This window comes from Pseudomonas sp. So3.2b, from assembly GCF_019464415.1.
In the GTDB taxonomy this organism is placed as follows: domain Bacteria; phylum Pseudomonadota; class Gammaproteobacteria; order Pseudomonadales; family Pseudomonadaceae; genus Aquipseudomonas; species Aquipseudomonas shahriarae.
The window spans coordinates 3020101-3042345 of record NZ_CP080494.1; the positions used below are offsets into that span (position 1 = coordinate 3020101).

Here is a 22245-nt window from a genome sequence, read left to right on the forward strand (position 1 = left end):
CTCGTTTTTGTGCAGGCCAATCCACAGTTTTCAATGCCTGCAGCGCTTCAAAGGCCCTGCTGCAGCGCGGGATCGTCTGGGTTTTGCTGCTCCAGTTGGGCCAGCAGTACCTGCACGTTCTGCAACTGGCCGCTTTCCTTCCAGTAGTTGATCAACAGCACCCGCGCCTTGCGGTTGGCGGGATGGCGCTGGACGATTTCTTCCAACTGGCGCTGGGCGGCTTCCAGTTCCTCCTGGTCATGCAAGGTGGTGGCCAGGTCGTAGCGGTAATCCTGATTGTCGGGCTCCAGCTCCACCGCCTTGGACAGGCCCAGCAGTGCGTATTCCCGTTCGCCATGGTGCAGCAGCCACATGCCCAGGGCGTGTTGCAGATAGGCTGACTCGGGGTGGGCTTGCAGTTGGGTGGCGAGGATCTGGCGCGAGTCATCGACCTTGCCCTGTTTATCCAGCAACTCGATGCGTGAAACCACCGCCGGCAGGTTGTCCGGGTCCAGGCGCAGCGCCTGCTCCAGGGCATGTTGGGCCTCGGGCAACAGGGCGCTGTGGATGTACAGGCGCGCCAGCTGGATCCAGCCATCAGGGCTTTCGGGTTGGGCCTTGAGGTACTTTACATACTCATCCAGCACGAGCTGCAAGGGGCCGAAATACAGGCCCAGGGTGTCGGGCGACAGGCCCAGCAGGGCGTTGGCGGCGGCAAATCGCACGCTTTGCTGGTCATCCTCGAGCAACGGGCCTAGCAACAGGGTGCGCTGGCCGCTGGGCACCAGGCCGACAATGCTGGCAATGGCTGCCTGGCGCACCAGGGGGGATGGGTGGCTCAAGTCCTTGTCCGCCAGCTTCAAGGCCTGGGGGCTTGGGTAGTTGTGCAATTCGCTGTGCAGGGCGGCGCGGCGCACGTCGGACAGGTCTGGTCGCGCCAGTTGCTGATAGAGCACGCGCGCGGCGCCGGGCTCGCCGTTATGCGCCTTTTTCAGGGCTTTGGAGTAACCGTGGGCAACAGCCGGCGGCACGGACACGCTCGGGCTGCGGGAGAAATACCAAAAAACCAGTACCACCAATAACAGGGCGCTCAGGCCGATGATCGCGTAACGGCGTGACTTTGACATGCAGGCGTCCGAAAGCTGGGCAGCTAGTGCAAAGCGCTCAGCTTCGGTCAGACACCGGCGAGTGTCAAACCCGCGTCACGTGAGCACATAGTCCACGGGCTCCAGGGGCGCTGGCAGGGCAGTTTCGCCCAGGGCGGCGAGGATCTCCCGTTCCAGGGTGCGCACGATGGCATTGCACGGCAGGTCGTTCTCGTCGAAGCCGAAGGGGTCCTCCAGGTCATCGCCGATTTCATCCAGGCCAAAGAAGGTGTAGCTGACGATGGCAGTAAAAATCGGCGTCAGCCAACCCAGGGGCTCGGCCATGGCAAAGGGCAGCAGGATGCAGAACAGATAGATGGTACGGTGCAGCAGCAAGGTGTAGGGGAAGGGCAGCGGTGTGCTCTTGATCCGTTCGCAGGCTGCCTGGACTTGGCTGAGCCCCACCAGGCGGGTTTCCAGCTGGGTGTAGCGCCAGTCGCTGATCCGCCCCTGTTGCGCGGCATCCGAGCAGTGGGCGCCGAGGGTTTGCAGGATCCGGTCCGGCAGGTTCGGGTGGCCGGGCTCGACATTGACCCACGGCTGGGTGGCACGGGCCTCGTCTTCCAGGCGCAGGCGCGCCACCAGGCCATGGGCAAAACCACACAGGCCGCGCAACAGGCCCTCGCGTTCGCCTGGCTGGGTAAAAACCTGGGTTTCGCGGATCAGCGAGCGGATTTCAATGACCATCTGCCCCAGTTGCTTGCGGCCTTCCCACCAGCGGTCGTAGCAGGCGTTGTTGCGAAAACTCATGAAAATCGACAGCGACAGCCCGAGCAGGGTGAACGGCGTGGCGTTGACCTTGGAGAAGTAGGCCGGGTGCAGCGTTTCCACCAGCACGATCACCGAGGCCAGCAGGGTCACCAGCAGGCTGCGCAGGGCAATACGCTTGGCAATCGAACCCTTGAGGGAGAACAGGATGCCGAATAGGTTGGGTTTGGGGCGAACAATCATCGAGGGGCTTCTTCGTGGCGCAGGCCCTCAGATTAGAAGCCGGCGGGCGGGGCGTCCAATCGCTTGCGTTGACCGGCTGATTGTTGGCCTCTATGACGCAACGGTTTGGTCCAAGGCGCCATTGGCCAAACCAGTCAGCCATATTGAAAGCTTTGACCATTGTCCCTGCGCCGCTCTGGCGCCACTATTTCCCCCGATTCAACCCCGCAAAAGCACGCCCCCCAAAACAACAAAAGACACAGGGATTTGCCACGATGCGCGATTATTTGGCTGCTACCACCCAGTTCAACTACCAGCAAACCGTCGAGGCCGCACTGGCCGGCCACCTGCAGGCGCTCAACGCCTGCGTCGAATGCTGCGACCGGCACGCGTTGCCGGGGCGCATTGCGTTGTTTTGGGAGGGTAAGGATGGCCGCAGCGCCACCGTGACCTTCAGCGAATTGCAGGATCAGGCGGCGCGCTTGGCCAACTTCCTCCTGGCCCAGGGCGTCAAGCGTGGCGACAAGGTCGCCGGCCTGTTGCCACGCACTGCCGAATTGCTGGTGACGGTGCTCGCCACCTGGCGCATCGGCGCGGTCTATCAACCGCTGTTCACGGCCTTTGGCCCCAAGGCCATCGAGCATCGCCTGAACAGCTCCGGCGCGGCGCTGGTGGTGACCGATGCGGTCAACCGCAGCAAGCTTGCCGAAGTCGCTGACTGCCCGACCATCGTCACCGTGGCCGGCGCCAAGGGCGAAGGCATTGTGCGCGGCGATTTCAGCTTCTGGGCCGAGTTGCCCAACTATTCGAATGTGTGCGAACCGGTACTGCTGGGCGCCGATGATCCATTCCTGCTGATGTTCACCTCTGGCACCACCGGCCCGTCGAAAGCCCTGGCCGTGCCGCTCAAGGCCCTGGTTGCGTTCCAGAGTTATACCCGCGACGCCGTGGACCTGCGCCCCGAAGACGCGTTCTGGAACGTCGCCGATCCGGGCTGGGCCTATGGCATCTACTTCGGTGTGACCGGGCCGTTGTCCATGGGCCATCCGATCACCTTCTACGATGGCCCGTTCACCCTGGAAAGCACCTGCCGGGTCATCAACAAATACGGGATCACCAACCTGACCGGTTCGCCCACGGCCTACCGCCTGCTGATCGCCGGTGGCGAACAGTTCGCGCGCTCGATCAAGGGCCGGTTGCGTATTGTCAGCAGCGCCGGCGAGCCGCTGAACCCGGAAGTGATCCGCTGGTTCGCCGATAACCTGGGCGTGACCATCCACGACCATTACGGCCAGACCGAACTGGGCATGGTCCTGTGCAACCACCACGGACTGGAACACCCGGTGCATGTCGGCTCCGCCGGCTTTGCCTCGCCGGGGCACCGCATCGTGGTACTGGACGACAACCACCACGAACTGCCCGCCGGCCAGCCCGGCATCCTGGCGATCGACCGCGAGCAGTCACCGATGTGCTGGTTCGCCGGCTATGAAGGGGTCAAGACCAAGGCCTTCGTCGGCAAGTACTACTTGAGCGGCGACACCGTGGAATTGAACCCCGATGGCAGCATCAGTTTTGTCGGGCGCAGCGACGATGTGATCACGACGTCTGGCTACCGGGTAGGACCGTTTGATGTGGAAAGCGCCTTGGTCGAGCACCCGGCGGTGATCGAAGCCGCCGTGGTCGGCAAGCCGGACGCCGAGCGCACCGAACTGGTCAAGGCTTTTGTGGTGATCAACAGCCAGTACCGCGCCGACGCCGCGTTGGCCGAGGAACTGCGCCTGCATGTGCGCAAGCGCCTGGCGGCCCACGCCTACCCGCGGGAAATCGAATTTGTCAGCGACTTGCCCAAGACCCCGAGCGGCAAGCTGCAGCGGTTTATTTTGCGTAACCAGGAAATCGCCAAGGTCCAGGCAGCGACCACGGCTTGATCCCATTTTAAGGAAACAACGATGCAGATTGAAAACAAGGTATTTATGGTCAGCGGCGGCGCTTCGGGCCTCGGCGCGGCTACCGCCGAAATGCTGGTGGCCGCAGGCGCCAAGGTGATGCTGGTGGACCTGAATGCCGACGCCGTGGCGGCCCAGGCTGCAAAACTGGGCGCGCAGGCGCGCAGTGTGGTCGCGGATATCAGCCAGGAAGCGGCCGCCGAAGCCGCGGTACAGGCCACGGTGGCGGCGTTTGGCGCCCTGCATGGCCTGGTCAACTGCGCGGGCGTGGTGCGTGGCGAGAAAATCCTCGGCAAGAATGGGCCCCATGCCCTGGCCAGCTTTGCCCAGGTGATCAACGTCAACCTGGTCGGCAGCTTCAACCTGCTGCGCCTGGCCGCAGCGGCGATTGCCGAAACCACGGCGGATGCCGACGGTGAGCGCGGGGTGATCATCAACACCGCTTCGGTGGCGGCCTTCGACGGGCAGATCGGCCAGGCCGCCTACGCGGCGTCCAAGGGCGCGATTGCCAGCCTGACCCTGCCGGCCGCCCGTGAACTGGCGCGCTTCGGCATCCGCGTGATGACCATCGCCCCGGGCATCTTTGAAACACCGATGATGGCCGGCATGACCCCGGAGGTTCGTGACTCCCTGGCGGCCGGCGTGCCGTTCCCGCCACGCCTGGGCAAACCGGCCGAATACGCCGCGCTGGCCCGGCATATCATTGAAAACAGCATGCTCAATGGCGAGGTGATCCGTCTTGACGGGGCCTTGCGCATGGCGGCCAAGTAAGGAGGATTTGTCATGACTCAGCTTCACGATCCGATTGTTATTGTCAGCGCCGTACGCACGCCCATGGGCGGCTTCCAGGGCGACCTCAAGGGCCTGACCGCGCCGCAACTGGGCGCCGCCGCGATTCGTGCGGCTGTCGAGCGCGCCGGTATCGCCCACGACGCCGTGGATGAAGTGCTGTTCGGTTGCGTGCTGCCCGCCGGTCTCGGCCAGGCCCCGGCACGCCAGGCCGCGCTGGGTGCCGGCCTGGATAAGTCGACACGTTGCACCACCCTCAACAAAATGTGCGGTTCGGGCATGGAGGCGGCGATTCTCGCCCATGACTCGCTGCTGGCCGGCAGCGTGCAGGTGGTGATCGCCGGCGGCATGGAAAGCATGTCCAATGCCCCGTACCTGCTGGATCGAGCCCGTAGCGGCTACCGCATGGGCCATGGCCGGGTGCTTGACCATATGTTCCTCGACGGCCTCGAAGACGCCTATGACAAGGGCCGCCTGATGGGCACCTTTGCCGAGGATTGCGCCGAGGCCAATGGCTTTACTCGCGAAACCCAGGATGCCTTTGCCATTGCCTCGCTGACCCGCGCCCAGCAGGCGATCAGTGCCGGGCGCTTCAGCGCCGAGATCGTCCCGGTGCAGGTCACCGTGGGCAAGGAACAAAAGACCATCACCGACGACGAGCAGCCGCCCAAGGCGCGCCTGGACAAGATCGCCACCTTGAAGCCGGCGTTCCGCGAAGGCGGTACGGTGACGGCGGCCAACTCCAGCTCGATCTCCGACGGCGCGGCGGCCTTGCTGATGATGCGCCAGTCCGAAGCGCAGAAGCGTGGGCTCAAGCCCCTGGCAGTGATCCACGGCCATGCGGCCTTTGCCGATGAGCCGGGGCTGTTCCCGGTGGCGCCGGTGGGGGCGATTCGCAAGCTGATGAGCAAGACCGGTTGGGACCTGGGCGATGTCGACCTGTTCGAGATCAACGAAGCCTTTGCCGTGGTCAGCCTGGTGACCATGAGCAAGCTGGAAATCCCCCACGACAAGGTCAACGTCCACGGTGGCGCGTGTGCCCTGGGGCATCCGATTGGCGCATCCGGCGCGCGGATCCTCGTGACCCTGCTTTCGGCGCTGCGCCAGCGGGGCCTCAAGCGCGGCGTTGCAGCCATCTGCATCGGCGGCGGTGAAGCCACGGCCATGGCCGTCGAATGCCTGGATTAAGGAATTTTTATGTTGCCCAATGACGAACAACTGCAAATCAGCGACGCGGCCCGGCAATTCGCCCAGGAGCGGCTCAAACCGTTCGCTGCCGAGTGGGACCGCGAGCATCGCTTCCCCAGGGAGGCTATCGCTGAGATGGCCGAGCTGGGTTTTTTCGGCATGCTCGTGCCGGAACAGTGGGGCGGCTGCGACACCGGCTACCTGGCCTATGCCATGGCCCTGGAAGAGGTCGCTGCCGGTGATGGCGCCTGCTCGACCATCATGAGCGTGCACAACTCGGTGGGCTGCGTGCCCATCCTCAAGTTCGGCAATGACCAGCAGAAAGAACAATTCCTCAAACCCCTGGCCAGCGGCGCAATGCTCGGTGCGTTTGCCTTGACCGAGCCCCAGGCCGGGTCCGATGCCAGCAGCCTGAAAACCCGCGCGCGTCTTGAAGGCGATCATTACGTGCTCAATGGCTGCAAGCAGTTCATCACCTCCGGGCAGAACGCCGGGGTGGTGATTGTGTTTGCCGTGACCGATCCTGCGGCCGGCAAGCGTGGGATCAGCGCGTTTATCGTGCCCACCGACTCGCCGGGCTACACCGTCGCACGGGTCGAGGACAAGCTGGGCCAGCATGCGTCCGATACCTGTCAGATTCTGTTTGAGGATGTGAAGGTGCCGGTCGCCAACCGCCTGGGCGAGGAGGGCGAAGGCTACAAAATCGCCCTGGCCAACCTGGAGGGCGGTCGCGTGGGTATTGCCTCGCAATCGGTGGGCATGGCCCGTGCGGCGTTCGAAGCTGCCCGGGATTACGCCCGTGAGCGGGAAAGCTTCGGCAAACCGCTGATCGAGCACCAGGCTGTAGCGTTTCGCCTGGCGGACATGGCCACCCAGATCGCCGTGGCCCGGCAGATGGTGCACTACGCGGCGGCCCTGCGCGACAGCGGCAAGCCTGCGCTGGTGGAGGCGTCCATGGCCAAGCTGTTTGCCTCGGAAATGGCCGAGAAAGTCTGTTCTGCCGCCTTGCAAACCCTGGGTGGATACGGTTACCTGAGCGACTTCCCGTTGGAGCGGATCTACCGTGATGTGCGGGTCTGCCAGATTTATGAAGGCACCAGTGATATTCAGCGCATGGTCATTTCGCGCAATCTTTGAAGAGGAACGGATCAATGAGTTATGAAACCATTTTGCTCGAGGTTCAAGGCCGTGTCGGGCTGATTACCCTCAATCGCCCCCAGGCGCTGAATGCCTTGAACGCGCAATTGGTCAGCGAAGTGAACCAGGCCCTGGACAGCCTGGAAGCCAATCCCGACATCGGTTGCATCGTGTTGACCGGCTCGAAGAAAGCCTTTGCCGCTGGCGCCGACATCAAGGAAATGGCCGAGCTGACCTACCCGCAGATCTACCTCGACGATCTGTTCAGCGACAGCGACCGTGTGGCCAACCGCCGCAAGCCGATCATCGCGGCGGTCAATGGTTTTGCCCTGGGTGGCGGCTGTGAGCTGGCGTTGATGTGCGACTTTATCCTGGCCGGTGACACGGCCAAGTTCGGCCAGCCGGAAGTCAACCTCGGCGTCCTGCCGGGCATGGGTGGCACCCAGCGCCTGACCCGTGCGGTGGGCAAGGCCAAGGCCATGGAGATGTGCCTGACCGGGCGTTTTATCGACGCCGTGGAGGCCGAGCGTTGCGGCATCGTGGCGCGGATTGTGCCGGCGGACGAACTGCTGGACGAGGCGCTCAAGGTTGCGGCGCTGATCGCCAGCAAATCGGTGCCGATCAGCATGATGGTCAAGGAAAGCGTGAACCGCGCCTTTGAAGTCAGCCTGTCGGAAGGCGTGCGCTTTGAGCGCCGGGTGTTCCACGCCGCCTTCGCGACCCAGGATCAGAAGGAAGGCATGGCCGCGTTCGTGGCCAAGCGTGCGCCGCAGTTCAAGGACCAATAAGCCCCTGACCAACTGCCCCGTGGCGAGCGGGCTAGCCCGCGCCGGGATGCGTAGCAGCCCTAAAATCCGGCCCCGCGTGTTCAACTGAAGCAATGCGCTGGGTGTATTGGGGCTGCTACGCAGCCCAGCGCGGGCAAGCCCGCTCGCCACAACCGTTGCGCTGGCAAGGCAAATAGGGTCATGCCAAAGCGCTTTATCGCCTGTAACATGAGGCCCTGATACGCCCCAGATACAATTTTCAGGTTTCAGGAACCCGTCATGACCCAGAAGCAACGCTTGATTTACTCGATTCTGATTTCCCTGGTCGTCCTCGGCACGATGTTTGGCCTGTCCTATTTGCAGAACATCGGCGCCATCAGTGAGAAGACGTTCCAGTACATCGCCATTGCCGTGGCGGTGATTGTGGTGGTGATCAACGGCATCATGCGCCGCAAGGTCAAGCCCAACCTGTAAGTCAGGCGCTGGTCGCCAGGACCTTGGCAGCCTCTTCATGGAGGCTGTAGCTTTTGTCGCTGTTGAGGGTGATCACGCCCTCGCTGCACAGGCGCTTGAGCACCTCGCGCACACTGAGAAACGACAGCGGGATGCCCAGTTCCAGCAAGTGGCTGTGCACACCCCGTACACCCAGCGAGCGGCCGTTGTCGGCGGCGGTGAGCAGGGCGTCGATGACTTTCAGCCGGATCAGGCTGGTACGCAACCCAAAACACTTGAGCAGATGCCGGATGCGTTGGTTGCCTTGATGCTCGGGGGCCTTGCCGAAGGCTGGGTTACTTGCGCCGAAAGCGGCGTCGTGTGCCATAAAATGTCCGTCCGTGGGCAGTTGCGGGTTGTGCATGCAAAAACTCCTTATCAGAGCCTGATCAGGAAAACGATGGTGCTCTCTAGTTAATAAGACGTATGAGCCACGCAAATCATGAAGTCCAAGCCGGATAATTTTTTTCGGTCTTACGTCTGTCACCTTCCTGGCGCCGGTAAATAAGGCGTGCGCGGCCTAAATTTCTGCGGATTTCTACGTCTTTATCCATGGGCTGGTGTTGGCGAGTCGGCCCCGCCTTGGGCGTTCAATTTGGCTTGATGATGGGGTCTGCGTGATTATTTCCAACGGGTTGTCCAGGGTTTGCGTGGCGGGTGTGTTGCTGGGGGTGAGCCTGTGCGCGACGGCCCGCCAGGTGAGCGACGTGCAGGCGGGTACGCTGAGCGCCGATATCCGCCGCACCGGGTTTGGTATCCCGCATATCCGCGCCAACGATGAGCGCGGCCTGGGCTATGGCATTGGCTATGCCTACGCGCAGGACAACCTGTGCCTGCTGGCCAACGAAGTGGTCACGGTCAATGGCCAGCGCGCCCGCTACTTCGGTGCCGAGCAGGCGACCCTGGAAGAGCGCAACAACCTGACCAGTGATGTGTTCTTTACCTGGCTCAATACGCCCGAAGCAGTGACGGCTTTCTGGAAGGCACAGACCCCGCAGATGCAGCAGCGTCTTGCCGGCTATGCGGCGGGTTACAACCGCTACCTGCAAGAGCGCGGGGCCAAGGACCGACCGATGCAGTGCCAGGGCGCCTGGGTGCGGCCGATCACGACCGATGACCTGGTCAAGCTGACCCGGCGGTTGCTGGTGGAAGGTGGCGTGGGGCAATTCGCCGAGGCCTTGGCGGGGGCGACACCACCCCAGCCAGGCGTGGCGGTGCAGAGCGATGTGCGAGCGTTTGAGGTCGCCACCTTGAAGCAGCAACGCTTTGCCCTGGATCGCGGCAGCAACGCGGTGGCGGTGGGCAGCGAGCGCTCGTTCAACGGGCGCGGCATGTTACTGGTCAACCCGCATTTCCCGTGGATCGGCGGCATGCGTTTTTATCAGATGCACCTGACCATTCCTGGTCAGCTGGACGTAATGGGCGCTGCCTTGCCGGGCCTGCCGGTGGTCAATATCGGCTTCAACCAGCATGTGGCCTGGACCCATACGGTGGACACATCCAAGCATTTCACCCTGTATCGCCTGACCCTGGACCCGAAGGACCCGACCCGCTATTTGCTCGACGGCAAGTCGATCCCCCTGCAGAAAACCCAGGTAACGGTACAGGTCAAGGGGGCCGAGGTCCACACCCAAACGGTCTACAGTTCGCAGTTCGGGCCGGTGGTGCAATGGCCGGGCAAGCTCGACTGGAACGGGCAATACGCTTTCAGCCTGCGCGACGCCAACCTGGGCAATGACCGCGTGTTGCAGCAGTGGTACGCGATGAACCAGGCCCGCAGCCTCAAGGACTTGCAAGCCTCGGTACAGCGTCTGCAAGGGATTCCCTGGGTCAACACCCTGGCGGCGGACGATCAGGGGCAGAGCCTGTATATGAACCTGTCGGTGGTGCCGAACGTCAGTGCAAAAAAACTCGAACAATGCAGCGACCCGCGTGCCGGTCTGCAGATGATCGTGCTTGACGGTGCCCACAGTGCCTGCGCCTGGGATATCGACCCGCGCGCCGCCCAGCCGGGGATCTTTGCCGCTGATCAACTGCCGCAGCTGGCGCGCCGGGACTACGTGCAGCACTCCAACGACTCGGCCTGGATGGCCAACCCCAAGGCCCCGCTGGCCGGCTTTTCGCCGGTGGTCAGCCAGGATCACATTGCCTTGGGCGCACGTTCGCGTTTTGCCTTGCAGCGCTTGCAGGACCTGGACACACAGCCGATCACCGTCGCCGATTTGCAACACATGGTGCTGGATAACCAGGTGTACCTGGCTGGGCAGGTGATGCCGGATCTGCTCAAGTTCTGCGCGCAACAGACGGATGCCGCCCTGAAAACCCTGTGTACCCGCCTCAAGGACTGGGACCAGAAGGCCAACCTCGACAGCGGCCTGGGCCTGGTGCATTTCTTCCAGGTCATGGAGCACCTGCAGCAAGTGCCGCAGGTGTGGCGCGTTGCGTTTGACCCGGACCACCCACAAACCACCCCGCGCGGGTTGCTCATCGAGCAGCCGGAGGTGGCCAAGGCGTTGCGTGAGGCAATGCTGGCGTCAATGGCGCAGGTGAGTGAATCGGGGTTGAAAGAAGGCACTCGTTGGGGCGATATCCAGGTCTCGGGCAGCACTCCGATGCACGGTGGCCCACAGGAACTGGGGATCTACAACGCCATGCAAAGCGTGCCGAGGGCCGATGGCAAGCGTGAGGTGGTCAGCGGCAGCAGTTACTTGCAGATCGTCACCTTCGACGACCAGGGGCCGAAAGCGGAAGGCGTGTTGGCGTTCTCACTGTCCAGCGATCCGGCGTCGCCGTACTTCAAGGACCAGACCCAGGCGTTTTCCGCGAAAAAGCTCAGCCCGTTGCCGTTTACCGAACAGCAGATCAAGGCTGACCCACAGTATCAACGGCAACTGATCCACGAGTAGGGGCTTTATTGGTCGAGCAGGTGTGCCACGGCGGCAAACGCCTGGTCATGGCGTGCCTGCCAATCCCCGCCAATCACCTTGTACGGTTGCTGATGCTGCTCCAGCCAGTCGCGGCTGGCCTGGAAGAAGGCCAGGCGGTCGGCCAGGTCCGGCTGGCAGCGTTGACCGTCGGCGGTCCAGCCAATGCCTTCGGGCGACAGCAACAGGTGCAGGTCGTAATGGCGGGCCAGCAGTGCCTCGTCGAGCCACGCGGGGGCATCGCCAAACAGCGTCAGGCTCCACAGCTTGTTGGTCAGCAGGTGAGTATCGAGGATCAGCAGTTGCGGCTGCCGGGCACGGCCGGCATCTTCCCAGGCCAGTTGGCCACGGGCGATGTCCGGGATGTCGGCGAGGGTCGTATCACGCTGGTAGTGGTCGATGAAATAGCGCACATACTCGCCCACCAGCACCGCACCGAAATGCGCCTGCAACTGCTCGGCCAGCCAGCTTTTACCGCTGGACTCGGGGCCTGCCATCACCAGCACCTTCATGTGCGCAACGCCGGATCGGCGCGCCATTCGCGCCAGCCTTGTACGGCAATCACTGTGAACAGGGCATAGAGCGCGGCCGTCAGGTACAGCCCCTTGTAGACAAACAGGCCGACAAAAATCACATCGACCACAATCCACAGTGCCCAGCATTGCACGCGTTTTTGCGCCATCCACATCTGCGCCACCAGGCTGAAGCCGGTCAGGGCGGCGTCCAGCCAGGGTTGTGCAGCATCGGTCCAGTGTGCCATGGCGGCGCCCAGCAACAGGCTGCCGACTGCGCCAACCGTCAGGCTCAGGAGGATCGCCTGGCTGCCAAGACTGCTGACCTGGCGCCCTTGCTTGACCTCGCCGGCGCGAGTCCATTGCCACCAACCGTAGACCTGCAGGCCGGCATACACCACTTGCAGCAGCATGTCGGAATACAGCTTCACCTCGAAGAACACCCAGGTGTACAGCAGCACCATGACCAGGCCGATCGGCCAGCACCACGGGTTCTGCTTGACCGTCAACCAGACGGCAATCACCCCCAGCGCGGCGGCAAACAGTTCAAGCCCGGACATGGGATTCCTTGGAAGAGTCGAAGAGGAGGGCGATTGTACCCAACCGGCCGGGCAAAATCCTGTCCAGGCCGGGGGCTAATTATGGGAAGAAGGATTGCTGTGGCAAACCCGCTCGCTGTGGCGAGCGGGCTGCTGCCGGGAGGAGGGCTAGACCTTGAACTGGCGCAGCAGGCCGTTGAGTTCTTCGCTCAAGTCCTTCAGATGCACGCTGGCCTCGCTCGATTGCTGGGCCGCGAGCGCAGTGCTGTGGGACAGGCCGGCGGCCTGGGTCACGTTCTGATTGATGTCTTCCACCACGTGGGCCTGTTGCAGGGTCGCGCTGGCAATCGAGGCGTTCAGGCCGTTGAGGTTGCGCAGGGCCTGGCCGATGGCATTCAGGCTGGCGCCCGCCTGACCGGCTTGTTCGATGGTCAGTTGCGAGGCCTGGTGGCTGTCGCTGATGACCTTGACCGCTGCTTCGGAATGCCCTTGCAGGCGCTCGATCATGTTCTGGATTTCGGCAGTGGATTTTTGCGTGCGCTGGGCCAGCAGGCGCACTTCGTCGGCGACCACGGCAAAACCACGGCCTTGTTCGCCGGCGCGGGCCGCTTCGATGGCGGCGTTGAGAGCCAGCAGGTTGGTCTGCTCGGCAATCGAGCGAATCACCTCCAGCACCCCGCCAATCTGCGTGCTTTCGGTGGACAGGGTGCGGATCACTTCCACCGCCTGGCTGATGGTGCCGGACAGCGCGTCGATCTGTTGCAGGCTGCCGTCGATATTGACCTGGCCCTGTTCGGCCTGGGTCTGCGCGTCACGCATTTCGCTGGCGGCGTGCTCGGCATTCTTGGCCACGTCCTGGACGCCGTAGGTCACTTCATTGATGGCGGTGGCCACCAGCTCCATTTGCTGGGATTGTTGCTGGCTGCGGTCATGGGCCTGGCTGGCGTTGTTGCCCAGCTCGGCGGACGACTGGGCCAGGGCATTGGCGCACACCTGCAACTGGCTGACCACCTGGCGCAGTTTGGCGGTGAAGGTGTTGAAGTGTCGGGACAGTTGCGTGACTTCGTCCTGGCCATGGGTGTCGAGGCTGCGGGTCAGGTCGCTTTCGCCACTGGCGATGTTGGCCATGGCCTGTACCGCTTCCTGCAACGGGCGCACGATGCTGCGGGCAATCAGCACCACCAGCAGGGCCATGATCAGGGCAATGCCCAGGCCGATCAGCGAGGCTTTCCAGACCTGGCCGCGAAATTGTGCCTGTACGTCGTCCACATAGACGCCGGAGCCTATGATCCAGCCCCAGGGTTCGAACAACTGGATATAGGAGGTCTTGGCCACGGGCTCAGCCGCGCCGGGTTTCGGCCAGCGGTAATCGACCATGCCGACGCCCTTGGCCTTGGCCAGGGTGACGAACTCATTGAAGATCGCAAAGCCGTCCGGATCGCGGATGGCCGATAGGTTCTGGCCGTCGAGCTTGGGGTTGGCCGGGTGCATGATCATCACCGGCGTCAGGTCATTGATCCAGAAGTATTCGTTCTGGTCGTAGCGCAGACCGCGCACCACACTCAGGGCTTGTTTCTGCGCGGCTTCGCGGGTCAGCACCCCGGTGGTTTCAAGGCCGTGATAAAAATTCAGAATCCCGCTGGCGGTCTGCACCACATGCTGGGTTTTCTGGCTCTTGGCCTGGTAGAGGTCGTCGTGGATCTGCTTGAGCATCAGCAAACCCAGGGTCATCAACATCAACACGGCGACTATCAGGATCATCCAGAGGCGCCGACTGATCGACATATTGCGCAAACTGTTCATAGTCTTGTCACTCCGCGTTCTTATAATTTTCGGTGCTGCGTTGATCGGCCAGTGATAACGCGAAGCGAAATTCGGGCTTGTCTGATAGGCTTTCGGCCCGGAATCAAAAAACCTGAGTACTGCCTGATTTTTCACAGAATTTTTGCAGGTCAGCCTTGATCCTGCGCGCGGCCTTGCCGCGTGCTCATCGTTAGTGAACACCTAAAAAATATCAACGAGGCATGCCGTCGCATGACCTTTGGGGGAATAATGGATCTTTGGACTGCCTTTCAGGCATTGATACTTGGCATTGTCGAAGGGCTGACAGAGTTCTTGCCGATCTCCAGTACCGGGCACCAGATTATCGTCGCTGACTTGCTCGACTTCGGTGGCGAGCGCGCCATGGCGTTCAACATCATCATTCAACTGGGCGCCATCCTGGCGGTGGTCTGGGAATTCCGGCGCAAGATCCTCGACGTAGTGACCGGCCTGCCGACCCAGCGCAACGCCCAGCGCTTTACCGTCAATCTGCTGATCGCCTTCCTGCCGGCGGTGGTGTTGGGGGTGATTTTTGCCGACCTGATCCACGAATACCTGTTCAACCCGATCACGGTGGCCACTGCGCTGGTGATCGGCGGGGTGATCATGTTGTGGGCCGAGCGTCGCGAGCATGTCATCCATGCCGAAACCGTCGATGACATCACCTGGAAAGACGCCTTGAAAGTGGGCTTTGCCCAGTGCCTGGCGATGATTCCAGGGACTTCGCGTTCCGGCTCGACCATTATCGGTGGCCTGTTGTTTGGCCTGTCGCGCAAGACGGCCACCGAGTTTTCGTTCTTCCTGGCGATGCCGACCATGGTCGGGGCGGCGGTGTACTCGGGCTATAAATACCGTGACCTGTTCCAGCCTGCGGATCTGCCGGTGTTTGCCGTCGGTTTTGTGGTCTCGTTCATCTTCGCGATGATTGCAGTGCGTGGCTTGCTCAAGTTCATCGCCAGCCACAGCTATGCAGTGTTTGCCTGGTACCGCATTGCGTTCGGTTTGCTGATCCTGGCCACCTGGCAGTTCGGCTGGATTGACTGGGCGGCGGCCAAGGCGTGATGACAGTCCAGCATCTGCGCTTGAAGGCTGTGGTGTTTGCACTGTTGTGTGCCGTGCCGTTGTTTGGCGCGGCACTGCTGGCGTATCGCGGGGTGTCGCTGATCCCGTTGGCGGCCTATGGCCTGGTCAGCGTGGTGACGTTTTGCCTGTACTGGAGCGACAAGCGCAAGGCCCAGAGCGATAGCTGGCGCACCCCGGAGAAGATCCTGCATGCCATGGAGCTGGCTGGTGGTTGGCCGGGGGCCTTGGTTGCGCAGCAGGTGTTCCGGCACAAGACGCGCAAGGTGTCTTATCAGGTGGTGTTCTGGCTGATTGTGTTGCTGCACCAGGTGTTCTGGATTGATCGGTTGTTTCTGGGTGGCACGCTGCTGGCAGTCTTCTAGCCGCGCGGGGCTTGAGAGCGAAGCTGCGCCCACAGGGGGCTGTGCATGTCTCGATGATCAAGGTGTGTCCAAGACGACCTGGGCTGGCTTACTCGTCCAGCCTCAGGCCGATCTGCGTGCGTTTGGGCAGTTTGCTCACCACCAACTGGTGGGAGCGCTGCAGCAAGCCGCGCAGCTCTTCGCCGCCCAGTGGGTAGGGCACCTGCATGATGATCCACTGCGCCCGCGCCAGGTACGGCGCCGGGTGGATGCCGGGGCGGTCGACGTGGCCGAGGAACAGTTCTTTGTCGACCTTGAACGCCAGGGAGTCGCCGCGCAGGTTCTGCAGGGCGAACATCTTGTTGCCGGCAATCGAGAACACCCGCACACCGCCCCACTTGTAATCCTCCCGTGCACTGGGCAAGCCCAGGCAGAACTGGGCGACGTCGTCTTCGGTCATGCTCCGGGTACTCATAGCAGTCGATCTCCGCAACTGTTGAAGGCATGGGCCAGAAAGTCGATCCAGGCGCGCACCGCTGGGGATACGCCGCGTCGATGCGGGTACACCGCTTGCAGCCAGCCACCGGGCAGCGACCACTCGGGCAGCAGTTGCACCAGTTGGCCACTTTCCAGCTCCTGCTCGCAATACATCATGGGCAGCACGGTGAAGCCCAGGCCGGCAAGGGCGCTGGCCTTGCGCACCAGGAAGTCGTCGATGCCCAGGCGGGCCTCCATCGCCAGGTCGGTGGCATTGCCGGCAGGGTCGAGCATGCGCAGGTGGACCATACGGTCGGCTTCCAGGGCGCCCAATACCGGCAGGTGTTTGAGGTCGGCCGGGCTGTTGATCTGGCGGTCGCGCACAAACTCGGGGCTGGCGACCATGGCCGTCTGCGCCTGACGCAGGCGGCGGGTCACCAGCAGTGGGTCTTCGTCCCCCAATTCGCGCACACGCAAGGCTACGTCTACACCCTCGGCCACCAGGTCGACGCGGCGATTGATCAGCATCATCTCCAGTTGCACCAGCGGGTGGGCCGCGAGGAATTGCGCCACCACCGTCGGCAGGATTTCGTGGGCCAGGCCCACCGGGCAACTGACCCGCAGCCGGCCCCGGGGTTCGCTGGACATGTTGACCACGGCTTCGTCGGCCATTTCCGCTTCCAGCAGCATCGCCTGGCAGTGCCCCAGGTAGCGTTCGCCGACGGCCGTCAGGGTCAGTTGCCGGGTGGTGCGCTGTAAGAGGCGGGCGCCGAGGCGTTCTTCCAGTTCGGCAATGCGCCGCGACAGCCGCGACTTGGGGATGCCCAGCAGCCGGCCAGCCGCCGCGAAGCCACCGGCTTCCACCACCTTGGCGAAATAGTAGAGGTCATTGAGGTCTTGCATGTTGGGCCTATTGTCCTGTCAGTGGGACGAACTATCGCATTTTAACCGGCTAATCGGCTATTGGATTGATCTGTAGGATTCTCCCCATCAGATCGCCGGTGGCGATCCTCACTTGGAGATCCCACATGAAACTCTTGCATATTGATTCCAGCATCCTCGGTGACAACTCGGTATCCCGCCAGTTGAGCGGCGAAGTGGTCAAGGCCTGGCAGGCGGCTGAGCCGGGTGTCGAAGTGACCTACCGTGACCTGGCCAGCGAAGGTATCACCCATTTTTCCGGGATTACCCTGGGCGCGTTGGGCACCAGCGCCGAGTTGCGTGATGCCGTACAGAAGCACGAAGCCGACCTGAGCGCCTCGACCCTGGCCGAGTTCCTGGCTGCCGACGCGGTGGTTATCGCCGCGCCGATGTACAACTTCACCATTCCCACCCAGCTCAAGGCCTGGATCGACCGCATTGCCGTCGCTGGCCAGACGTTCCGCTACACCGAAGCCGGCCCGCAAGGCCTGTGCGGCAACAAGAAAGTCATCGTGGTCTCCACCGCCGGTGGCCTGCACGTTGGCCAACCGACCGGAGTCGGGCACGAGGACTACTTGAAAGTGCTGCTGGGCTTCTTCGGTATCACCGATATCGAGTTCGTACGTGCCCACGGCCTGGCCTATGGTGACGAAGCACGCAGCAAGGCATTGAACGATGCCAATGCGCTGATCAGCGAGCAGTTGTTCGTCGCGGCGTAAGCACGAGCGCCTTTCAATCTGATTCGGGCTGTCTAAACTCTGTATTCTGCTAGCTTCAATGCCGGCGGAATACGGAGTTTTTTGTTTTGAACCGGCGAATATGGCGCAGCTTATGCAACACCGGGTCATACCGCCCGAGGCTGCATCGGCCTGCAGGCGTCACCCAGCACAGGTGGACATCCCCATGATGCGTCTTTGTGCAGTCTTGCTGGTTTCCCTGCTCGGCGGCCTCGTTTCAGTGCACGCCGCTGTCGCCCCGCACCCCCATTGGAGCGTGGGCTATCACCGCATGAGCTTTCTTGACCCGCTGGATTCGCAGCCGATGAAAGCCATCGCGTTTTATCCGTCCACGGGTGATGAACATCTCAGTCAGGTGGGGGCGTATCGCGTCGCCGCCGCCGAGGACGCCAAGGTCGCCATCGGCCGCTTCCCGTTGCTGATGCTGTCCCATGGCAACACCGGCACGCCCCTGGCTTTGCACGACCTGGCGACGTCGCTGGCGCGCAAGGGGTTTGTGGTGGTCGCCGTGCTGCACCCGGGCGACAACTATAAGGACCACAGCCGCCTGGGTACCTTGAGTAACCTGTATGGCCGGCCGATCCAGATTTCTGCGGCGATTACCGCGACCCTGGGCGACCCGATGCTGTCGCCGTTCGTCAACGTGGGCCAGGTAGGGGTGATCGGCTATTCGGCGGGCGGCGAGACGGCGCTGATCCTGGCCGGGGCCAAGCCGGATTTCGAGCGTTTGCGCCGCTATTGCCAGGAGCGTCCTGAAGACCGCGACGCCTGTACCTCTAAGGGTGAGCTGGTGGTCGACCGCGATGACCTGCAACCCCAGGCCGACCCACGGATCCACGCGTTGATGCTGATGGCGCCGCTCAGCCTGATGTTCGGTCGTCAGACCCTGGGCGACGTGCATGTGCCGGTGCTGCTGTACAGCGGCGATGGCGACAAGCTGGTAGCCGTGGATAAAAACGCCGCCGCCCTGGCGCGCAAGCTGCCGCAGCCGCCGGATTTCAAACTGTTGGCCGGAGCTGGGCACTTTATTTTCATGGCCCCTTGCGATGACGAGCAACTGGCGCTGATGCCGGTGCTTTGTACCGATGCCGATGGGGTGGACCGCGAGGGTATTCACCGCGACCTGATCTCCGAGGCCGGACGATTTTTCAGTCGCACCCTCGGCCAGCACTCGCGGGCCGGGATGCAGACTGCGGATCAATAGGCCCGGCGCATCAGCAGCCAGGTCAGGCCCAGGCCCGTGACGGACAGTAGCGCCGCGCAAAAGAAAATCCACGAGTAGCCCAGGTTCAACGCCACCGCACCCATCAGCGGTCCGGCAATCGCCAGCGCCAGGTCAAAAAACACCGCATAGGCACTCAGCCCGGCGCCCCGGCTGCTGTTGGGCACCTGTTTGATGGCTTCGACGCCCAGTGCCGGGTACACCAACGACAAGCCAAACCCGGTGAGGCCGGCGCCGATCAAGGCAATGGCGGGCGAGGGCGCGAGCCATAGCAGGGTCAGGCCGAGGGTTTCCAGGGTCATGCAGGCAATCGCCGCGCGAAACCCGCCAAAACGGCTGATGCTCGAGATAAACAGCAGGCGCGAGAGGATAAAGCAGATGCCAAACACCGTCAGGCACCAGGCGGCGCCGGTCCAGCCGCGATTGAGGTAGAACAGGGCAATGAAGGTGGTCAGAGTGCCGTAGCCAATGGACGCCAGGCACAGGCTGGCACCAAACGGCGCGATCCGCCCGAACACCGCCCAGAACGGCAGGCGCTCGCCGCGCACCACCGGCACCGAGGGTTTTTTGCGGATCAGCACCAGGCCCAGGGCTGCCAGCACGGCCAGCGCGGGACCGAGGCTGTTGTAACCGTATTGCGCAACCATCACCACGCCCAGCGGCGCGCCAATGGCGATGGCGCCATAGGAGGCGATGCCGTTCCAGGAGATCGAGCGCGCGGTGTGTTCGGCGCCGACCTGGCCCATGCACCAACTGATGGTGCCGACACCGATCAGGCCCTGGGCCACGCCCAGCAACACGCGACCGACCAGCAGAATCCCCAGGCTCAGGCTGGGCAGGCTGTGCAGCAGCGTGGCAAAAAACGTCAAGACACCGCTGAGCAGAATACCGCTCAAGCCCAGCACGATCGCGCGCTTGGTGCCGACGTTGTCCGACATGCGCCCGGCCATGGGGCGGCTGAGGAGGGTGGCCAGGTACTGCGAACCGATGGTTACGCCGGCCACCACGGCGCTGAAACCCAGTTGTTCATGGACGTAGCCGGGGATCACCGCAATCGGCAGGCCAATGCAGATAAACGCGATAAAGGTATAGAAGACGATGGAGACGATCTGCAGGGTGATCGACAGGGAGCTGGGGGCGGCTGGCATGGAGGCTCATTCGCGGCAGGGCGGTGAACGCATCATGGCAAGGGCTTGGAAGAAAAGGAAGCAGGCTAACAATCATCGGCCCTGACGCGCCGTTGGTCGAGCCTGGAAATGCAAAAAGCCCCGTCACTGCTGACGGGGCTTTTACTTGCAGCGTGTGGCTAACCGCTATTGGCGGCCCTTAAAACACCACGCCCTGGCTACGCAGGTAGTCGTCATAGGTGCCGCTGAAGTCGATCACGCCGCTTGGGCTCAGCTCGATGATGCGGGTGGCCAGGGACGATACGAACTCACGGTCGTGGCTGACGAAGATCAGCGTGCCCGGATAGTTTTCCAGCGCCAGGTTCAGCGCCTCGATGGATTCCATGTCCAAGTGGTTGGTCGGTTCGTCCATGACCAGCACGTTGGGCTTTTGCAGGATCAGCTTGCCGAACAGCATGCGACCTTGCTCACCACCGGAGATGACCTTGACCGACTTGAGGATCTCATCGTTGGAGAACAGCATGCGGCCCAGGGTGCCGCGGATCACTTGTTCGCCCTGAGCCCACTGGCCCATCCAGTCGAACAGGGTGACGTCGTCTTCGAAGTCGTGGGCGTGGTCCTGGGCGTAGTAGCCCAGTTCGGCCGCATCGGTCCACTTCACGCTACCGGCGTCCGGGGTCAGTTCGTTGACCAGGGTGCGCAGCAGGGTGGTCTTGCCGATACCGTTCGGGCCGATGATCGCCACGCGCTCGCCGGCTTCAACCTGGAAGCTGAAGTCCTTGAACAGGGTCTTGCCGTCAAAGCCTTTGGCCATGCGCTCGACGATGACCGCCTGGCGGTGCAGTTTCTTGGTCTGTTCGAAACGGATGAACGGGCTCACACGGCTCGAAGGCTTGACTTCGGCCAGTTGGATCTTGTCGATCGCCTTGGCGCGGGAAGTGGCCTGCTTGGCTTTCGAGGCGTTGGCCGAGAAGCGGCTGACGAACGATTGCAGTTCGGAGATCTGCGCTTTCTTCTTGGCGTTGTCCGACAGCAACTGCTCGCGGGACTGGGTCGCCACGGTCATGTACTCGTCGTAGTTGCCCGGGAACAGGCGCAGCTCGCCGTAGTCCAGGTCAGCCATGTGGGTGCACACGCTGTTCAGGAAGTGACGGTCGTGAGAGATGATGATCATCAGGCTGTTACGCTGGGTCAGGATGTTTTCCAGCCAGCGAATGGTGTTGATGTCCAGGTGGTTCGTCGGTTCGTCGAGCAGCAGCACTTCCGGATCCGAGAACAGCGCCTGGGCCAGCAATACGCGCAGCTTCCAGCCTGGAGACACTTCGCTCATCGGGCCGAAGTGTTGCTCGATGCCGATACCCAGGCCCAGCAGCAGTTCACCGGCACGGGATTCGGCGGTGTAGCCGTCCATTTCGGCGAACTCGGTTTCCAGCTCGGCCACGGCCATGCCGTCTTCTTCGCTCATTTCCGGCAGCGAGTAGATGCGATCGCGCTCGGCTTTGACCTTCCACAGCTCTTCGTGACCCATGATCACGGTGTCGATGACATTGAATTCTTCGTAGGCGAACTGATCCTGGCGCAGCTTACCCAGGCGCACGTTCGGCTCCAGCATGACCTGGCCGCCGGACGGGTCGAGATCGCCACCGAGGATTTTCATGAAGGTCGACTTGCCGCAACCGTTGGCACCGATCAAACCATAACGGTTACCGGCGCCGAACTTGACCGAGACGTTCTCAAACAGCGGCTTGGCGCCGAACTGCATGGTGATGTTAGCTGTGGAGATCAATTACTTTACCTATCAATAGCTTGGGGTGCGCTTATTTGGGCCGGGACCCATTCGGAGCCCGGGCCAACGGGCATGCGTCAACAGCGACATCAAGGCGTGAAGCCCAGTCGCCGAGCAGAAAATATGGGGTGTATGTTGGAATTTGGCGCGCATTGTCGCATATGTGCGGCGTGAGTTATATGACAGGCAGGCGTGTCGGGCCGCTGGAAGTGCCTGGTTTGTCTTTTTTTTGCGGAAATCCTTACAAAAAGCATCGAGTTGTATCGAAACTGTATCGGCCGTCCGATCTGTGTTTGTTAACAGTTGAACATGCAATGACCGTGGATTAAGTTTCCAGCGTTCGCCCTGCAGTGATGGCTCTTTACCGGTTCAAGGATGGCGA

The 22245-nt window shown here is 62.3% G+C and carries 21 protein-coding genes; 11 read left to right on the forward strand and 10 right to left on the reverse strand.

Annotated elements, in window-relative coordinates; all coding sequences use genetic code 11:
- Positions 1-47: 47 nt before the first annotated feature.
- Complete coding sequence (locus tag K1X80_RS13495) at positions 48-1106, reverse strand: HEAT repeat domain-containing protein (RefSeq protein WP_120732924.1); 1059 nt, start codon at positions 1104-1106, stop codon at positions 48-50.
- Positions 1107-1181: 75 nt separating this feature from the next.
- On the reverse strand, positions 1182-2075 hold the full coding sequence (locus tag K1X80_RS13500; protein WP_120732926.1) for a bestrophin family protein: 894 nt from the start codon (positions 2073-2075) through the stop codon (positions 1182-1184).
- Positions 2076-2329: 254 nt separating this feature from the next.
- Here K1X80_RS13500 and K1X80_RS13505 point away from each other — a divergent pair, with 254 nt between their 5' ends.
- The 6 genes from K1X80_RS13505 (at position 2330) to K1X80_RS13530 (ending at position 8355) form a co-directional block, all read left to right on the forward strand.
- A complete protein-coding gene (locus K1X80_RS13505) occupies positions 2330-3982 on the forward strand; it encodes an AMP-binding protein (RefSeq protein WP_057959756.1) in 1653 nt (550 codons plus the stop codon).
- 21 nt (positions 3983-4003) lie between these two features.
- Complete coding sequence (locus tag K1X80_RS13510; RefSeq protein WP_057959755.1) at positions 4004-4771, forward strand: SDR family NAD(P)-dependent oxidoreductase; 768 nt, start codon at positions 4004-4006, stop codon at positions 4769-4771.
- Between the two features lie 12 nt (positions 4772-4783).
- On the forward strand, positions 4784-5977 hold the full coding sequence (locus K1X80_RS13515; RefSeq protein WP_057959754.1) for an acetyl-CoA C-acyltransferase: 1194 nt from the start codon (positions 4784-4786) through the stop codon (positions 5975-5977).
- A 9-nt stretch (positions 5978-5986) separates the two neighbouring features.
- The gene (locus tag K1X80_RS13520) at positions 5987-7114 is read left to right on the forward strand and encodes an acyl-CoA dehydrogenase (RefSeq protein WP_115128144.1); all 1128 of its coding nucleotides are present in this window, start codon (positions 5987-5989) and stop codon (positions 7112-7114) included.
- A gap of 14 nt (positions 7115-7128) precedes the next feature.
- Positions 7129-7902 carry an enoyl-CoA hydratase gene (locus tag K1X80_RS13525; protein ID WP_057959752.1) on the forward strand — a complete coding sequence of 258 codons (774 nt, stop codon included), beginning with the start codon at positions 7129-7131 and terminating at the stop codon, positions 7900-7902.
- Positions 7903-8160: 258 nt separating this feature from the next.
- Positions 8161-8355, forward strand: a complete 195-nt coding sequence (locus K1X80_RS13530) for a hypothetical protein (protein WP_057440092.1) — start codon at positions 8161-8163, stop codon at positions 8353-8355.
- Position 8356: 1 nt separating this feature from the next.
- On the opposite strand, the gene K1X80_RS13535 is transcribed toward K1X80_RS13530, so the two are convergent.
- Entirely contained in the window at positions 8357-8737 is a 381-nt protein-coding gene (locus K1X80_RS13535; protein WP_120732930.1) for a fe2+ zn2+ uptake regulation protein, read from the reverse strand.
- 253 nt (positions 8738-8990) lie between these two features.
- Between K1X80_RS13535 and K1X80_RS13540 the strand changes: the two genes are divergently transcribed.
- Positions 8991-11279: an acylase gene (locus tag K1X80_RS13540; protein ID WP_220172940.1), complete on the forward strand. Its 2289-nt coding sequence runs from the start codon at positions 8991-8993 to the stop codon at positions 11277-11279.
- Positions 11280-11284: 5 nt separating this feature from the next.
- Here K1X80_RS13540 and K1X80_RS13545 read toward each other — a convergent pair whose 3' ends face one another.
- From K1X80_RS13545 to K1X80_RS13555, 3 genes are all read right to left on the reverse strand, one after another.
- The gene (locus tag K1X80_RS13545; RefSeq protein WP_057959749.1) at positions 11285-11809 is read right to left on the reverse strand and encodes an AAA family ATPase; all 525 of its coding nucleotides are present in this window, start codon (positions 11807-11809) and stop codon (positions 11285-11287) included.
- Positions 11806-12369 carry a nicotinamide riboside transporter PnuC gene (gene pnuC, locus K1X80_RS13550; protein ID WP_057440095.1) on the reverse strand — a complete coding sequence of 188 codons (564 nt, stop codon included), beginning with the start codon at positions 12367-12369 and terminating at the stop codon, positions 11806-11808. The genes K1X80_RS13545 and pnuC overlap by 4 nt, the downstream gene beginning before the upstream one ends.
- 147 nt (positions 12370-12516) lie before the next feature.
- Complete coding sequence (locus tag K1X80_RS13555; RefSeq protein ID WP_057959748.1) at positions 12517-14151, reverse strand: methyl-accepting chemotaxis protein; 1635 nt, start codon at positions 14149-14151, stop codon at positions 12517-12519.
- A gap of 249 nt (positions 14152-14400) precedes the next feature.
- Here K1X80_RS13555 and K1X80_RS13560 point away from each other — a divergent pair, with 249 nt between their 5' ends.
- Together K1X80_RS13560 and K1X80_RS13565 are read left to right on the forward strand one after the other, a co-directional pair.
- Positions 14401-15231, forward strand: coding sequence for an undecaprenyl-diphosphate phosphatase (locus K1X80_RS13560; protein WP_057959747.1), 831 nt, complete (start codon positions 14401-14403; stop codon positions 15229-15231).
- Positions 15231-15614 (forward strand): DUF1294 domain-containing protein, encoded by a 384-nt coding sequence (locus tag K1X80_RS13565; RefSeq protein WP_057959746.1) that lies wholly within the window; start codon positions 15231-15233, stop codon positions 15612-15614. Before K1X80_RS13560 ends, K1X80_RS13565 begins: the two co-directional genes overlap by 1 nt.
- Positions 15615-15702: 88 nt before the next feature.
- On the opposite strand, the gene K1X80_RS13570 is transcribed toward K1X80_RS13565, so the two are convergent.
- Entirely contained in the window at positions 15703-16053 is a 351-nt protein-coding gene (locus tag K1X80_RS13570; protein ID WP_057959745.1) for an MmcQ/YjbR family DNA-binding protein, read from the reverse strand.
- Positions 16054-16064: 11 nt separating this feature from the next.
- Positions 16065-16973 carry a LysR substrate-binding domain-containing protein gene (locus K1X80_RS13575; RefSeq protein WP_057440099.1) on the reverse strand — a complete coding sequence of 303 codons (909 nt, stop codon included), beginning with the start codon at positions 16971-16973 and terminating at the stop codon, positions 16065-16067.
- Between the two features lie 125 nt (positions 16974-17098).
- Between K1X80_RS13575 and K1X80_RS13580 the strand changes: the two genes are divergently transcribed.
- Entirely contained in the window at positions 17099-17710 is a 612-nt protein-coding gene (locus tag K1X80_RS13580) for an FMN-dependent NADH-azoreductase (protein WP_057440100.1), read from the forward strand.
- 184 nt (positions 17711-17894) lie between these two features.
- Positions 17895-18932, forward strand: a complete 1038-nt coding sequence (locus K1X80_RS13585; RefSeq protein WP_186625936.1) for a dienelactone hydrolase — start codon at positions 17895-17897, stop codon at positions 18930-18932.
- On the opposite strand, the gene K1X80_RS13590 is transcribed toward K1X80_RS13585, so the two are convergent.
- Together K1X80_RS13590 and K1X80_RS13595 are read right to left on the reverse strand one after the other, a co-directional pair.
- Positions 18926-20098, reverse strand: coding sequence for an MFS transporter (locus K1X80_RS13590; protein ID WP_115128153.1), 1173 nt, complete (start codon positions 20096-20098; stop codon positions 18926-18928). The genes K1X80_RS13585 and K1X80_RS13590 overlap by 7 nt on opposite strands.
- A 178-nt stretch (positions 20099-20276) precedes the next feature.
- Entirely contained in the window at positions 20277-21863 is a 1587-nt protein-coding gene (locus tag K1X80_RS13595) for an ABC-F family ATPase (protein ID WP_071610063.1), read from the reverse strand.
- Between the last annotated feature and the right edge of the window lie 382 nt (positions 21864-22245).

Bases quoted from the DNA above. Each gene is read 5' to 3' on its own strand.
- K1X80_RS13530 (WP_057440092.1), top strand. From the start codon at position 8,161: ATGACCCAGAAGCAACGCTTGATTTACTCGATTCTGATTTCCCTGGTC.
- K1X80_RS13515 (WP_057959754.1), top strand. From the start codon at position 4,784: ATGACTCAGCTTCACGATCCGATTGTTATTGTCAGCGCCGTACGCACG.
- K1X80_RS13500 (WP_120732926.1), bottom strand. From the start codon at position 2,075: ATGATTGTTCGCCCCAAACCCAACCTATTCGGCATCCTGTTCTCCCTC.
- K1X80_RS13565 (WP_057959746.1), top strand. From the start codon at position 15,231: ATGACAGTCCAGCATCTGCGCTTGAAGGCTGTGGTGTTTGCACTGTTG.
- K1X80_RS13590 (WP_115128153.1), bottom strand. From the start codon at position 20,098: ATGCCAGCCGCCCCCAGCTCCCTGTCGATCACCCTGCAGATCGTCTCC.
- pnuC (WP_057440095.1), bottom strand. From the start codon at position 12,369: ATGTCCGGGCTTGAACTGTTTGCCGCCGCGCTGGGGGTGATTGCCGTC.
- K1X80_RS13535 (WP_120732930.1), bottom strand. From the start codon at position 8,737: ATGCACAACCCGCAACTGCCCACGGACGGACATTTTATGGCACACGAC.
- K1X80_RS13495 (WP_120732924.1), bottom strand. From the start codon at position 1,106: ATGTCAAAGTCACGCCGTTACGCGATCATCGGCCTGAGCGCCCTGTTA.
- K1X80_RS13545 (WP_057959749.1), bottom strand. From the start codon at position 11,809: ATGAAGGTGCTGGTGATGGCAGGCCCCGAGTCCAGCGGTAAAAGCTGG.
- K1X80_RS13585 (WP_186625936.1), top strand. From the start codon at position 17,895: ATGATGCGTCTTTGTGCAGTCTTGCTGGTTTCCCTGCTCGGCGGCCTC.
- K1X80_RS13570 (WP_057959745.1), bottom strand. From the start codon at position 16,053: ATGACCGAAGACGACGTCGCCCAGTTCTGCCTGGGCTTGCCCAGTGCA.
- K1X80_RS13510 (WP_057959755.1), top strand. From the start codon at position 4,004: ATGCAGATTGAAAACAAGGTATTTATGGTCAGCGGCGGCGCTTCGGGC.
- K1X80_RS13525 (WP_057959752.1), top strand. From the start codon at position 7,129: ATGAGTTATGAAACCATTTTGCTCGAGGTTCAAGGCCGTGTCGGGCTG.
- K1X80_RS13505 (WP_057959756.1), top strand. From the start codon at position 2,330: ATGCGCGATTATTTGGCTGCTACCACCCAGTTCAACTACCAGCAAACC.
- K1X80_RS13580 (WP_057440100.1), top strand. From the start codon at position 17,099: ATGAAACTCTTGCATATTGATTCCAGCATCCTCGGTGACAACTCGGTA.
- K1X80_RS13520 (WP_115128144.1), top strand. From the start codon at position 5,987: ATGTTGCCCAATGACGAACAACTGCAAATCAGCGACGCGGCCCGGCAA.
- K1X80_RS13560 (WP_057959747.1), top strand. From the start codon at position 14,401: ATGGATCTTTGGACTGCCTTTCAGGCATTGATACTTGGCATTGTCGAA.
- K1X80_RS13575 (WP_057440099.1), bottom strand. From the start codon at position 16,973: ATGCAAGACCTCAATGACCTCTACTATTTCGCCAAGGTGGTGGAAGCC.
- K1X80_RS13555 (WP_057959748.1), bottom strand. From the start codon at position 14,151: ATGAACAGTTTGCGCAATATGTCGATCAGTCGGCGCCTCTGGATGATC.